We start from the raw sequence: 11,883 nt of genomic DNA, 5'->3' as shown, positions 1-11,883 counted from the left end.
ATTCGCGTCGCAAAAAATAGGCTAATTACATCACAAGCAACATAAGTTGTTGTGAATATTTGGATTTAAATGGAAAGTTAAATCGTATTTCGGCCGAATAATAAAACATAAAAAATATTAGAGGAATACAAGAATGGTTAATAAACATGTCAATACTGGCAGGAAGTTGCTCGTCTTAAAAATCGCAATCGCGATGTTACCTATCGCGTATCAACCTATCACTCACGCTGAACAGTTTTTCGAAGATTCAAAACTCACTGGTGGGCTTTATTACTGGCAAAGGGATCGTTCCCGTAAGGATTTAGACCCAAATAGCGATAAATATAAAAAATATGCAGATAATCTGAAGCACTCTACATTTAATGCTAGCCTAGACTTTTCATCGGGCTATTTTCAAGATGTTATTGGTTTGGATTTAGCGGGTTTTACTGCCATCGAGTTATCTAACAGTGGGCCTGCTGCCCCCAATGAAATCGGTTTTAGTGACGCTAAATCACGCTGGGATGAAAAATGGACAGGCGATCGCAGTGGGGTGACATTTTATAAAGCTGCTGCAAAATTAAAATATGGCCCTTTCTGGGGGAGAGGGGGATATATTCAGCCAACGGGTCAGACCTTATTAGCTTCGCACTGGAGTTATATGCCTGGGACTTATCGTGGTTTAGAAGTTGGTGGTGTGTTTGATTTTGAACAAAACGGTGAGTTGAGCATGTCTTATATGTGGGCAGACCGTTATAAAGCACCGTGGTACCGTTCAATGTATGATTTCCGTGAAGCGGATGGTAAAACAGGGATCAGTTATTTGCACTCAATTGGGTTTAAATATGATTTTAAAAACAATTTAGTGTTAGAAGGGGCTTATGGCCAGGCAAAAGATTATATGGATCAGTATTTTGCTAAAGTTTCATATGCCGTGCCTGTGGCTGAACGCGATTTACGTCTCTCATATCAATTCTATGGTTCAAAAGACAAGGTTTCTGATGGCGGTGTTAATGATGTTTATGATGGATTAGCATGGTTGCAAGCGATGACATTAGGGTATACCTATGAGGAGTTTGATTTTAAAGTTGAAGGAACCTATGTTAAAGCAGAAGGTAATCAAGGCTACTTTTTGCAACGTATGACTCCTGGTTGGGCGACATCGAATGGACGTATGGATATTTGGTGGGATGGTCGTTCAGATTGGAACGCCAACAATGAAAAAGCGTTATATGCTGGTGTGATGTATGATCTTAAAAACTGGGATCTTGCGGGTTGGAAAGTGGGGACATCCTATATTTATGGTTGGGACGCAAAACCAAGTACTAACTCCCAATATGCCCAAGATGTGCGTTTAAAAGAAAGTGCGTGGAATTTTGATATATTATATACCGTTCAAACAGGCCGAGCAAAAGACACTCTCTTTAAGTTACACTTCACCAAATATGATAATCATACCGATATCCCTAGTTATGGTGGTGGTTATGGAAATATCTTCCAAGATGAAAAAGATATTAAATTTATGGTAATGATGCCATTTACGGTTTTTTAATGAGTTAAGTAAATAGCGGTTACCATTGTAATATCTATAATGGTAACCAACTAAAAATACACATAGCATATATATGCAATATCAAACTATTAAATAGAATAAGAAAATATACTTATATTTAAAGTTTGAAATTTAAAAATAAGGTGGGGATAGATCCACCTTATTTTTAATATGTAGTCATTATCCTAGTACAGAAAAACAAATGATTATAACGAAGCAATTCCTTTATCATCTTCATTATTAGTGATAGGCGTATCATGTTTTATTTTATCTTTTAATTTTGTGACTTTATCCATATGAGAAATACTATTTTTGACTTTAGCTTGTCCTGAAAGGATGCCGCCTTTTTTAATCGATAAACTGCTGTAGTGAATTGTTCCATGGACTTCGCCATTATTTTCGATACTAATGGACTCAGAGACGCACTCACCCTCAACTTGGCCATTAATAATCAATTCTTTACAAGTAATATTACCCGTCACTTGGCCGTTGAGCATAACTTTTACAGTATTATCTTTCCCTGTAATATTGCCAACCACCTTGCCGTAAATATGCACTTGCTCGTTAGATGTTATGTTGCCTTCAAACATAACATCCCTTGAGATAATTGTATTCGATTTTTCTTCACTAAGCGTTGGGGTTGATATCGTAACTTGTTCTTCTATCTTAGAAATAATATCAGGTTCACGAATTGTAGTTGTTTCTTCTAGAGCTTGTTTGTTTTGTCTTTTGGTGAACATTTTACTTACCTTTTTTTGATTGAAGTATAAGATCAAGAACAGAATTGATAATACAAATGAAAATAAGGTGATGGCAGTATGACGAAAAAACCATCCTATTAAAGTAAGAAACCAGAAGAAAAAACTAGTGTTAATAAAAAGATATGTTTTTTTCATCAGTTAATCTCTTACGAAGTACGAGAGTAATCCAAATAAGTCTAGCTAAAAATATATGAATTACATCATATAATTGTAATTTAACTTTTTTATTACACTAATCTTGCTTATTAAATTAAAAGCAAGCCAAAATTTTGGTCGTAATATGTTGAACTTATTTTAGACATTAATTAGATAAATCATATGACAGTGATATAAAAAACAGATGCAATGTATGTTTTAAATGACGTTATGCATCACTATGATACCATTGTAAATATTTTAAAATAGAGAGATGAATTTATCCGACAAACAATATAAAGGATTTGAAGTGAATTGCAACTTATTATAGAACACTTCAATATTTCACCTTAATGACATATTTTAGTGATAAATATAAAGTGAATAAGATAAATTATGGGTATTCTAACTGGAAAAGGTTAATTTATCGGTGAATTGATGCAATAAAAAAGCCTGATAACGATAGCATCAGGCTTTTGAAGAATGGGTCACCATCAAGTTACGATGGCGATTAATTTATTACTCTTTTGCTTCGTGTGCGTCAGCGTTATCGCGGCAATCACCATCAGCACAGTGGCCATATAAGTATAAGCTGTGGTTAGACAGTTTAATACCATGGCGAGCAGCGATATTTTTTTGGCGGGTTTCAATCGACTCGTCAGTAAACTCAATCACTTTACCACAATCTAAACAAATTAGGTGGTCATGGTGATGTTGCTGAGTTAATTCGAATACAGATTTTCCACCCTCGAAATTATGGCGTGTAACGATACCTGCATCATCAAATTGGTTCAATACACGGTATACAGTCGCTAGCCCGATCTCTTCGCCCATGTCGATCAGCTTTTTATAGAGATCTTCCGCACTGACGTGGTGGCACTCAGGCTCCTGAAGTACTTCCAAAATCTTAAGTCTTGGAAGAGTGACTTTGAGTCCAGCATTTTTCAATGCTTTATTGTTGTCTGTCATGCGGGTTTGTCCTGTATCTTAAATCATAAATTTAACAATAATGAGACATTTTTAACATAAAACCAGTTGTCTTCTAAACTGATTTACAATTATAGGCATGGAAAATAAAAATAGAAACCATGCATTGTCTCATTATTTTGATAATCTCTTATAAGTCTATCCAATAAGGATATTTAATCGATTATTTTAGACTGAATGATGCTCTGAGGTGGTACATTTTGAGCGGAAAATGATTCAATCTATCAGCAACACATATTTTTAATCGACTAGCCGAGAATTTCAGCTAATGACATTTCTTCAGAGATTTGTTTGACCCATGCATCCACTCGTTCATCTGTTAATTCAGGTTGTCGATCTTCGTCAATCGCTAAGCCGATAAAGTGGTTGTCATCCGCCATACCTTTAGAAACTTCGAAGTGGTAACCTTCAGTAGGCCAGTGTCCAACAATCACCGCACCTCGTGGCTCGATGATATCGCGAATGGTGCCCATCGCATCACAAAAATATTCTGCGTAGTCTTCTTGATCTCCACAACCAAAGAGCGCGACAAGCTTACCGTCAAAATCAATTTCTTCTAATGTTGGGAAAAAGTCATCCCAATCACATTGTGCTTCGCCGTAATACCAAGTTGGAATACCAAGAAGTAGAATGTCAAAAGCCTCAATGTCTTCTTTGCTGCACTTAGCAATATCATGAACTTCTGCTACATCTTTGCCTAATCTTTCTTGGATCATTTTGGCAATATTTTCTGTGTTACCTGTATCACTTCCGAAGAAAATACCGATGACTGCCATAAACTGATTAACCTCTTGTTTTTCTAAGAGAGAAAGAAGGAATTTCTCAACTTCTAGAACTCATTTAGAACGAAAATAAATAGAATTTTATGCCTTATTCTGGCGAAAAAACTTTTATAAGTCTGTCAAATTTGTGTGATTTACTAAGAGAGCGTTACTTGAGTATTGTCTCATCAACGTGCTGAAGTTGTGACATCAAGATTTCTTCTATTAATTCACTGCGGCTTATATTTTTTTCTTCAGCTAACTGATTGAGCACAGTAACAGCTTCTTCATTTAGTTTAAGTTCAACTCGACGCAACCCCTTCACTTTATCGCGTTTTAGTTGGTTGCGTTTGTTTATCCTTAGTTGTTCATCCCGTGATAGCGGGCTTGTCTTAGGTCGCCCAGGCCTTCGTTCCTCAGCGAACAAATCCAGAGTTGTACGATCAGTTTGTTCTTTTGCCATGTCTATAATTGCTAAAAGGGTGTGCCAATAATTCAGCGCGCCATGATACCCTAGCTCATCACGCAGTGCTATAGCTTGGAAGTAAGCGAGTGAGCCTGATAGGTTAAAAAAAGTACGCTTTTAGGAAAAAAGCACCACTTGCTATCTAAGTGATGCTTTTTTAGGCATTTTATTGTGTTTGCTGTTGCCATAAACGCGCATAAAGCCCATTCGATGCAAGGAGGTTTTTATGCGTATCCATTTCAATAACTTTCCCTTGTTGAATAACACAAATTTTATCAGCATGCATAATTGTGTTTAGCCGATGTGCGATGCTAATAACTGTTCTGCCTTGGGCAATTAAATGCATATTTGCCATAATTGCAGCTTCTGACTCATAATCTAAAGTTGAGGTGATTTGGAATTTTGGATGTGTAAAATTAACCGTTGTACATCAGCCAGTTAAAAGTGTTAGATGTGGCTTTTGACTGGCTTCATTCTTCGACTGTGTCGAAATTGTGACGTGCTCACTATATTTGGTTAAATGTTGACCGCTAAAGTGTGCGTATTTCTGAACCATTTCTAGTGTCTCCCATCCGCCCATTTCTTTTAACACCATAAGTGGGGTTCCGTTTTGTGCATGCCAACTTGCCCATGTGTGTCTAAGGTCGTGAAAAGTGAAATCAGTTATGCCAGAATCAGCTAAAGCTTGATAGTAGCACTCGCGATAATGACAGCTTCTTCGCTTTCCATCGTTGGAAAAAACATAGTCACCATTCTTTTCAATTCCATTTAGGATTTCAATGGCCACATCATTAAGTGGCACTGGCCTAGCGCGTCCTGACTTTGCATTATCAGCCGTTACATGTGCAACTCTTCTGGCCAGATCAACACTCTTCCACTTAAGCGATAATATCTCACTTTTGCGCATTCCAGTGAGAATGGCGATTGACACAAAATCTTTCATCCACTTAACTTTAATATTAGATAAGAGAAGTTCGGCTTCCCATTTTTCTAGCCACCGAACCCTGACTGTAGGCTCTTTCATCCTTGGTATATAAAATGGCTTAGTTATCCAGCCCATTTTGTGTGCCAGTGAAAAGGCCCTAAGAATGAAGGAACGGTATCTATTCTTTGTCGCGCTTGTTAGCTTACTCTTTTTCATTGGGCTATAGTCTGGGATTGAATTTGCAATATCATCACTAGTGATTGATGAGAGTTTTCTTCCGCCGAGAACCTCAATAAAATACTTAGAGTAAACTTGCTTAGTCTTGAAGCTTGATTGCCCCCTGGCATCCTTAAGAGCCAAAACAATTGCATCTTCAAATATCCGATCTGGTTGCTTCTCAAGCTTATCCTGCTGCCACAGGTCATGCTTTAGTTTGTCGTGATATTCTTGTGCTTTTATTTTGTCTGAGGTGCCAGTAGAGCGTCTAATTCTCTCGCCAGTTGGGGTGGATACATCGACCCAATACTTGCTGCCTCTTTTGTATATTGGCATTTGGTTTTCCTCTTACTACCGACCAAAGCCAGCCGATAGACATTATTGTCGTTAAACTGTGCCTGTTCAAACTTTTTTAGGCTTTCCTTGTTTGCTCTCCATGAGCTACCGACCCTAAACATGTAATATCTTGCAGGGTTTCGGTATACCGTTGAAGATGACAGTCGGATCATCGATGCGTATTCTTTTATTGTATAAAGAGAGTCATCCACTATTAATCTCCTTATCGATAGAGTTGACGTACCAAGTCAACCACATAATTAGTGGAAATTTCTTGTGTTTTTCGCTGAGTGTTAATTGAAACTTCGGAAGGTAATCTTTGAGTATTGCTGTACTTTGTTTATCGCTGAGTTTTTTGAGTTGCTTTAATTTATCTCTGCATTCCCTTGCTATCTTTCTGCGTCCGTTCTCTAATATCTGCTCATTCATATCCTCTGCCTTTTATTTCTCATTGTTACCATATAAGACTTTTGACAGTTTTGAATTTCGACAGGGTAGATATTCTTTCCTATCTTTATTCTGTGATTAACGATTATTCCTGTTCGGTTGTGATTCTTTTTGTGGGCTTCCAATGCCGCATTAATAGCAATCCTTTCAGTAGGCGTGACTTCGCCGCGAATGATGAGTTTCATTATCCGCTCCGTTTAATATGATATTTAATTATTTTCGATAACCTTTGACTGATATATTCCCGTTTTTCTTTCTAACTATCCACGCTTGCATATTTCCAACCATATATGCATATTCTTTTTCATCCCGCATTAAGAAATCAGATAGGCAATTGCCAGTGAATCGAATTAACTCATTGTCATCTTTATTTTTAACTGTTGTTGTTATTCTCATTCTCCGCATCCTTCATTAATAGAAATAATCACTATCAATGCAATTTTTTTCATAATTTCTTCTCGCAGTAATCGCCATTTCTTTATTTTTAAACGAACCTAAATATTTAAGTTTTCCATTATCTCGTATTGATGCAATCCACGTTCTTTTGTCTTTTTTATAATAAACCCCTGAGCATCCACTGGTGTTATTTTTGTTTAATCCTTTATTTTTTGAATTTTGTGACTGCGTTACATCTCTGAGGTTGTGTATTCTGTTGTCTCCTTTACTTCTATTTATGTGGTCTATTTGACCTTTAGGCCGCCTTTCATACATATATAGCCATGCAAGCCTGTGAGCCATGTAGCTGACATTATCTATGCTTATTTTTATGTATCCATGTGATGAAGTAGTTCCAGCAATATCACCAACTGACACATTTGGCGATAAAGGAGTTATCCATGTAAACACCCCTGTTTTATCATTATATGATAATACTTCCTTTAGTCTGCTAACTGACATTTCAGGCAGAGGCGTCTTTCTTCTTCTACCTTCTATCCTCACGCATCCACAAGATGTACTGTTTCCATTTAATAAATGACCACTTGAAACTGTTCTTATATTTCCGCATTCACATAAACAATCCCAAGCAGCGCATTTGCTTTTAGTTCCATTTCTTTTTAATACAGTCCACAATCCAAATTCTCTATTTGTTAAATCAATTAATTTCCCCATTATGTAAATCCTTATTCATCTCTCATCACCTCAACCAATTCATCTAAATCCATTGATATTCTCATGAATGTTTTATCGCATAGTGGGTGTAGTTCATCTTCAAACCTTTGTAGGTCGAACGTTACCTTTCCTTTAATATGCTCGATGCTACTGTGGTGATAATAACAATAACGCACTCGAACGCTGATACCAGCTATAATCATGCAGTCGTTCGGCTTTACATTCTCAGTCTTTACTGTGTATTTATTCATTGATTAACTCCAGATTGTTTTATCTTATAATGTCTTGAGGTGTTGCAAATTCAACATTTTTTCTAATAAAATTTTTAACTTCCCACATTATCTCAGCTCTTAATTTTCGGAGGTCTCTCTTATTTGGTTTTACTGCATACTCGATATCGCAATAATCTATTAACGATTTACCTGTATTCATGTCAATTACTCTTGCTGCAACTTTCCATTTGCATTTAAGATGCCCAAGTTGTGGATATTTTACGAACGAAATATATCCAATGTAATACACTTCATATCCTATATTGTATTTATTCACGAATCACCTCACCACAAACTATCTCAACATCCCGCACCTGCATTATCTGCAAGCACGGCTCTCGCATTCTTGCTGTGTGTATATTTGCTCTGTAACAGGCACAGGAGTGCCCTGTATTAGCATGAGTAATACATATCCGATTATTTGCATGGTTATTTATCTAGGTTATTTGATTTTGTTTATTTAGCCCAATCAGGTTTTCCATTTCCAATATATGCATCGTAAACAGTTCCTTGGCATTTTACACAAGGCTTAGTTATTACATCACCTTTGCCACTGGTAATATTTCCGCACTTACAGCAGCGTTGCCAATATTGAATTTCATGCTTACGTTGCCCTTGAATTTCAAAACCAGCTAATTCAAGAGCACTTTTTATAACTTTAATTACCATTTTTTATTTTCACTCCGTTGCTGATTAATGCTTTTTTGCATTCATCTATTGCTAAATTAAAACCGAAATCGAAATCTGAATGGCTACTGCAATCCTTTTTGCTTGGCAATTCAACCTCCAAACTCTCGCGTGATACTTGCCATACATCGAATAGATTTATCGTTGATGATTTATTCTTACTGCGCCACTCTTCAAATTGCTGCCTTGATTTATCCATTACTCCACCTTATGAAATTTAATTACCCATACCCATTCGTTATTAATCCAGCTATCAATTCCGTATATTGCATTCCACATCAAAGCAAACTCAGATGAGTAAGCGTTTTCATATCCATCGAAACCTTCAGCTTTAGCATCGCTTTCACTGATATCATTTACTTGCTGAACCCAAACATCAGTAATCTCAATTTTCCCTTTGATATTACCGCCCTTGTCCGCAATGTTAATGATGTCGCCAATCTCACCATACGGGCAATCAGGATCAATAAATCCATGTCGCCATGCTGCACATACTTGCTCTGATAAGGTGTAACCTTCTTGCCATGCACCTAACGTGCGTAACTCTTCTTCGGTTACTTTTGGTTGCGGCTTAATCGGTCTGCGTGTCTGCGTTTTTCTGCCATCCATGACAGCCGCTAACATTGCATCGTTAAACTTGATTCTGTCTTTCATTGTTTCACCTTTCTATATCCAGCTTTATAGATTCGGCTTGCATAGTTGCGTGCAATACTAATATCTGCACAGCAAAGTACCGTCAGCATTTCAGGTGCCATGGCATCAATTTCCTTTTCAGCCACTTCATTGCGTTTTTTATCAGCAAGTTGTTTTGATAAATCAGCGCATTCAAAGCAGATATTGACATTGCCTGCCACAACTAGATTTGATACCCCAACGTCCTTACCGCAAGATGAGCAAATATTTCTCTCTTTGGGTTGAAATTGTTTTTGTAGCTCAAGCATGTTTATTCCTCTTATTGCATCCATTTAATCGCTAGGATTAAAACAATTCATCAGCCTTTTGAATTTATAGCCTATAGTTAATTTGAACTTTCTAGTTATTTTTATAGTTCTCGCCGATGCTTCCTGTGTCGGCATTTTTTTATTCATTGCATCCTTGCAAATATATCCTTTGGTTAAATCACATAGGGAATGGTTAGAAGGGGATTTCTTGGTCATCCCAATCCATCGGTGGCTCATTCTGCGGCGCTTGTTGCTGTGACTGCTGAGGTTGTCGCGCTGGCTGTTGGCTTCCTGCCTGATTGCCACCGTTACCGCCTAGCATTTGCATAGAACCACCGATATTCACAACGACTTCTGTTGTGTATCGGTCTTGACCGCTTTGGTCTTGCCATTTTCGAGTCTGCAAAGAACCTTCGACGTATATCTGGCTTCCTTTTTTCAGGTATTCGCCTGCAACCTCAGCCAACTTGCCGAAAATTATCACTCGATGCCATTCGGTTTTTTCGCGCATCTCACCTGATTGTTTATCACGCCACGATTCCGATGTGGCTAATGTGAGATTCGCTACCGCTCCACCTGATGGCATGTATCGAATTTCAGGGTCTTGGCCTAAGTGACCAATGAGAATTACCTTGTTTACACCTTTACTTGCCATTTATGCCGCCTTTTTAAGTTCGCTAATTCTTATTCCAGTTAGTCGCTTGCACTCTTCTTGGTGAGTACCGCTTAATTCATTCCATACTTTTTTGTACTCATTCGTGATCGCAAGTTCGCTAGTTGCTTCATGCAAAAAGCCAGTGTAATCACTTAATATTTGCTCTGGTGTTCTCGGTGCTACGTTATGCACCTCTGCGTCAGCATCAACTGCCGTTTCCTCGGTCGGTATGCAGAACGCTTGAAAGGCTGCATATTTATATGCAATAGACATCGCTTTGTTTGTGGCCTTATCTCCGCTATCCATAGCTTCGCCATAAGTCATGACTGTGTGTTTGCTGCCATCCGTGACAGACACAAAATCAAACTCAGCTTTGACGGTCACATAAATTAAAACGCCACCTTTTTGGGTTGTTCTCTCTGTGACTGTGCGATCAATGATCCTTGGTAAAATAAGCAATCCATGCTTAACCAATGCAGGTGCTAGAGCGTTATAGACAGCATCAATGCCTCTAAACATAAATCCTTGTTGTTGATTTTTGCTTCCCTTCTTAATTCCTGTTTCAGCCAGCTCCTTGGCTACATTACTTATTGCTTTGTATACTTCACTCATCTTTTTTCTCCATCCAGTGTTTCATGGTGAATTCGACGTTGACGTCTTTATCTGTTTGGCCTAAATACCAAGTGAAATAACTTGGATTTTCTTTATAAATATCTTCAAACGTCATACCAAGGTGTTTCCCAAATCCTATTTTGTGCAGGATAGATGGCTGATTAGTTATTTCTAACATTTCCGTATTTGACCACCCTGAATCATCCTTGATCCGCTTAAATAATGACGCTGTGACAATGCAGTCATATAGAGCTCTGTGAGCGTGTAACCCCTCTGGAACATGAACATCAAGTTTCAGTGCGTAGCGTAGATATTGATTGCTGTGACTTTCTAGCTCAGGCCATAAACGCCTCGCTAGTTTTAGAGTGCAAATAAAAGGCACGTCCATTTCTGGCATCATTCGTTTATCGAACTCGGCATTATGTGCAACCAGATAATCAGCGCCTTTATAAACATCAATTACATCTTCAATAAGCGGGGATAGTTCAACCATCTCATCGGTGATATGGTGAATAGCCATTGCGCTTATTGAGATTGGTTTCTGAGGGTTTACAAAGTGGGATTGCTGCGAGTTATAATCAATTTCCGTGTCGTTTAAATCGATACTTGCTATTTCAACTATTCCGCTATCAAAATCACAAGTTTCGGTATCTATTGTTCTGTATTTAGTCGCCAACTTTTCTACCTCCCATTGGTAGCTCTGGAATGTTTAGATAAGGGTCAAAGTTATCTTTGAATAAATGCCTTGCGTATCGCTCCAAGTCAGCCTGTCTTCGTTGCGCTTGAATGTGTTCAGGTAGAGGAGGGTAGAATTGAGACATTTCTAAGTTTTGACTTTTAACTAGTGTGGCGAGAGCTGTTTCTAGTGTTGAAATCCTTTCAACTGGTTTAATTTCATTACCCGTTAGGTCGCGCACTCTACGCCTTTCGATATCCTCATCAATCATTGAGAAAGCATATTTGAGGGCAGCATCCTTGCTTTTATGGCTAGGGAATGCAGGTATTAAATACTTACCCATATTCACCTCTCATCCACCTGTT

General features: G+C 37.9%; 19 protein-coding genes and 1 pseudogene. 1 reads left to right on the top strand and 19 read right to left on the bottom strand.

Annotated elements, in window-relative coordinates; translation table 11 throughout:
- Window positions 1-133 precede the first annotated feature (133 nt).
- Window positions 134-1,531: a chitoporin ChiP gene (gene chiP, locus AABS66_RS09045; RefSeq protein WP_206085464.1), complete on the top strand. Its 1,398-nt coding sequence runs from the start codon at window positions 134-136 to the stop codon at window positions 1,529-1,531.
- A gap of 206 nt (window positions 1,532-1,737) precedes the next feature.
- On the opposite strand, the gene AABS66_RS09040 is transcribed toward chiP, so the two are convergent.
- From AABS66_RS09040 to AABS66_RS08950, 19 genes and pseudogenes are all read right to left on the bottom strand, one after another.
- Window positions 1,738-2,271: a bactofilin family protein gene (locus tag AABS66_RS09040; RefSeq protein ID WP_430224834.1), complete on the bottom strand. Its 534-nt coding sequence runs from the start codon at window positions 2,269-2,271 to the stop codon at window positions 1,738-1,740.
- 675 nt (window positions 2,272-2,946) lie between these two features.
- The gene (gene fur, locus AABS66_RS09035) at window positions 2,947-3,396 is read right to left on the bottom strand and encodes a ferric iron uptake transcriptional regulator (RefSeq protein ID WP_004256285.1); all 450 of its coding nucleotides are present in this window, start codon (window positions 3,394-3,396) and stop codon (window positions 2,947-2,949) included.
- Between the two features lie 266 nt (window positions 3,397-3,662).
- Window positions 3,663-4,190 (bottom strand): flavodoxin FldA, encoded by a 528-nt coding sequence (gene fldA, locus AABS66_RS09030; protein ID WP_206085466.1) that lies wholly within the window; start codon window positions 4,188-4,190, stop codon window positions 3,663-3,665.
- Between the two features lie 154 nt (window positions 4,191-4,344).
- Window positions 4,345-4,638 (bottom strand): LexA regulated protein, encoded by a 294-nt coding sequence (gene ybfE, locus AABS66_RS09025; protein WP_206085467.1) that lies wholly within the window; start codon window positions 4,636-4,638, stop codon window positions 4,345-4,347.
- A 169-nt stretch (window positions 4,639-4,807) separates the two neighbouring features.
- A pseudogene (locus AABS66_RS09020) lies at window positions 4,808-5,038 on the bottom strand (type I secretion system permease/ATPase); the annotation flags it as partial.
- Window positions 5,039-5,071: 33 nt separating this feature from the next.
- Window positions 5,072-6,118, bottom strand: coding sequence for a tyrosine-type recombinase/integrase (locus AABS66_RS09015; RefSeq protein WP_430224833.1), 1,047 nt, complete (start codon window positions 6,116-6,118; stop codon window positions 5,072-5,074).
- 204 nt (window positions 6,119-6,322) lie between these two features.
- Window positions 6,323-6,547, bottom strand: a complete 225-nt coding sequence (locus tag AABS66_RS09010; RefSeq protein ID WP_430224832.1) for a hypothetical protein — start codon at window positions 6,545-6,547, stop codon at window positions 6,323-6,325.
- Entirely contained in the window at window positions 6,544-6,750 is a 207-nt protein-coding gene (locus AABS66_RS09005) for a DUF4060 family protein (protein ID WP_430224830.1), read from the bottom strand. The genes AABS66_RS09010 and AABS66_RS09005 overlap by 4 nt, the downstream gene beginning before the upstream one ends.
- 28 nt (window positions 6,751-6,778) lie before the next feature.
- Entirely contained in the window at window positions 6,779-6,961 is a 183-nt protein-coding gene (locus AABS66_RS09000) for a hypothetical protein (RefSeq protein WP_430224829.1), read from the bottom strand.
- A 15-nt stretch (window positions 6,962-6,976) separates the two neighbouring features.
- Window positions 6,977-7,675 (bottom strand): HNH endonuclease signature motif containing protein, encoded by a 699-nt coding sequence (locus AABS66_RS08995; RefSeq protein ID WP_430224828.1) that lies wholly within the window; start codon window positions 7,673-7,675, stop codon window positions 6,977-6,979.
- A gap of 270 nt (window positions 7,676-7,945) precedes the next feature.
- Window positions 7,946-8,224: a hypothetical protein gene (locus AABS66_RS08990; RefSeq protein WP_430224827.1), complete on the bottom strand. Its 279-nt coding sequence runs from the start codon at window positions 8,222-8,224 to the stop codon at window positions 7,946-7,948.
- Window positions 8,225-8,403: 179 nt separating this feature from the next.
- Window positions 8,404-8,616 (bottom strand): hypothetical protein, encoded by a 213-nt coding sequence (locus AABS66_RS08985; RefSeq protein ID WP_430224826.1) that lies wholly within the window; start codon window positions 8,614-8,616, stop codon window positions 8,404-8,406.
- A complete protein-coding gene (locus tag AABS66_RS08980) occupies window positions 8,606-8,833 on the bottom strand; it encodes a hypothetical protein (RefSeq protein WP_430224825.1) in 228 nt (75 codons plus the stop codon). The genes AABS66_RS08985 and AABS66_RS08980 overlap by 11 nt, the downstream gene beginning before the upstream one ends.
- Window positions 8,833-9,288, bottom strand: coding sequence for an ASCH domain-containing protein (locus tag AABS66_RS08975; RefSeq protein WP_430224824.1), 456 nt, complete (start codon window positions 9,286-9,288; stop codon window positions 8,833-8,835). Before AABS66_RS08975 ends, AABS66_RS08980 begins: the two co-directional genes overlap by 1 nt.
- Window positions 9,285-9,575 carry a hypothetical protein gene (locus AABS66_RS08970; RefSeq protein WP_430224823.1) on the bottom strand — a complete coding sequence of 97 codons (291 nt, stop codon included), beginning with the start codon at window positions 9,573-9,575 and terminating at the stop codon, window positions 9,285-9,287. Before AABS66_RS08970 ends, AABS66_RS08975 begins: the two co-directional genes overlap by 4 nt.
- Window positions 9,576-9,768: 193 nt before the next feature.
- Window positions 9,769-10,230 carry a single-stranded DNA-binding protein gene (gene ssb / locus AABS66_RS08965; protein WP_430224822.1) on the bottom strand — a complete coding sequence of 154 codons (462 nt, stop codon included), beginning with the start codon at window positions 10,228-10,230 and terminating at the stop codon, window positions 9,769-9,771.
- Window positions 10,231-10,842: an ERF family protein gene (locus tag AABS66_RS08960; protein WP_166686742.1), complete on the bottom strand. Its 612-nt coding sequence runs from the start codon at window positions 10,840-10,842 to the stop codon at window positions 10,231-10,233.
- A complete protein-coding gene (gene exoX, locus AABS66_RS08955; RefSeq protein WP_430224821.1) occupies window positions 10,835-11,518 on the bottom strand; it encodes an exodeoxyribonuclease X in 684 nt (227 codons plus the stop codon). Before exoX ends, AABS66_RS08960 begins: the two co-directional genes overlap by 8 nt.
- Complete coding sequence (locus AABS66_RS08950; protein WP_430224820.1) at window positions 11,508-11,861, bottom strand: hypothetical protein; 354 nt, start codon at window positions 11,859-11,861, stop codon at window positions 11,508-11,510. The genes exoX and AABS66_RS08950 overlap by 11 nt, the downstream gene beginning before the upstream one ends.
- Window positions 11,862-11,883 lie beyond the last annotated feature (22 nt).

Source organism: Providencia sp. SP181 (genome assembly GCF_050446505.1).
GTDB lineage: Bacteria > Pseudomonadota > Gammaproteobacteria > Enterobacterales > Enterobacteriaceae > Providencia > Providencia vermicola.
Note: the sequence above shows the minus strand (reverse complement) of the source record. Positions and strands in the feature narration are given on the sequence as shown.

Coding starts and splice junctions, on each gene's coding strand:
- chiP (WP_206085464.1), top strand. CDS start 134: ATGGTTAATAAACATGTCAATACTGGCAGGAAGTTGCTCGTCTTAAAA.
- AABS66_RS09040 (WP_430224834.1), bottom strand. CDS start 2,271: ATGTTCACCAAAAGACAAAACAAACAAGCTCTAGAAGAAACAACTACA.
- fur (WP_004256285.1), bottom strand. CDS start 3,396: ATGACAGACAACAATAAAGCATTGAAAAATGCTGGACTCAAAGTCACT.
- fldA (WP_206085466.1), bottom strand. CDS start 4,190: ATGGCAGTCATCGGTATTTTCTTCGGAAGTGATACAGGTAACACAGAA.
- ybfE (WP_206085467.1), bottom strand. CDS start 4,638: ATGGCAAAAGAACAAACTGATCGTACAACTCTGGATTTGTTCGCTGAG.
- AABS66_RS09015 (WP_430224833.1), bottom strand. CDS start 6,118: ATGCCAATATACAAAAGAGGCAGCAAGTATTGGGTCGATGTATCCACC.
- AABS66_RS09010 (WP_430224832.1), bottom strand. CDS start 6,547: ATGAATGAGCAGATATTAGAGAACGGACGCAGAAAGATAGCAAGGGAA.
- AABS66_RS09005 (WP_430224830.1), bottom strand. CDS start 6,750: ATGAAACTCATCATTCGCGGCGAAGTCACGCCTACTGAAAGGATTGCT.
- AABS66_RS09000 (WP_430224829.1), bottom strand. CDS start 6,961: ATGAGAATAACAACAACAGTTAAAAATAAAGATGACAATGAGTTAATT.
- AABS66_RS08995 (WP_430224828.1), bottom strand. CDS start 7,675: ATGGGGAAATTAATTGATTTAACAAATAGAGAATTTGGATTGTGGACT.
- AABS66_RS08985 (WP_430224826.1), bottom strand. CDS start 8,616: ATGGTAATTAAAGTTATAAAAAGTGCTCTTGAATTAGCTGGTTTTGAA.
- AABS66_RS08980 (WP_430224825.1), bottom strand. CDS start 8,833: ATGGATAAATCAAGGCAGCAATTTGAAGAGTGGCGCAGTAAGAATAAA.
- AABS66_RS08975 (WP_430224824.1), bottom strand. CDS start 9,288: ATGAAAGACAGAATCAAGTTTAACGATGCAATGTTAGCGGCTGTCATG.
- AABS66_RS08970 (WP_430224823.1), bottom strand. CDS start 9,575: ATGCTTGAGCTACAAAAACAATTTCAACCCAAAGAGAGAAATATTTGC.
- ssb (WP_430224822.1), bottom strand. CDS start 10,230: ATGGCAAGTAAAGGTGTAAACAAGGTAATTCTCATTGGTCACTTAGGC.
- AABS66_RS08960 (WP_166686742.1), bottom strand. CDS start 10,842: ATGAGTGAAGTATACAAAGCAATAAGTAATGTAGCCAAGGAGCTGGCT.
- AABS66_RS08950 (WP_430224820.1), bottom strand. CDS start 11,861: ATGGGTAAGTATTTAATACCTGCATTCCCTAGCCATAAAAGCAAGGAT.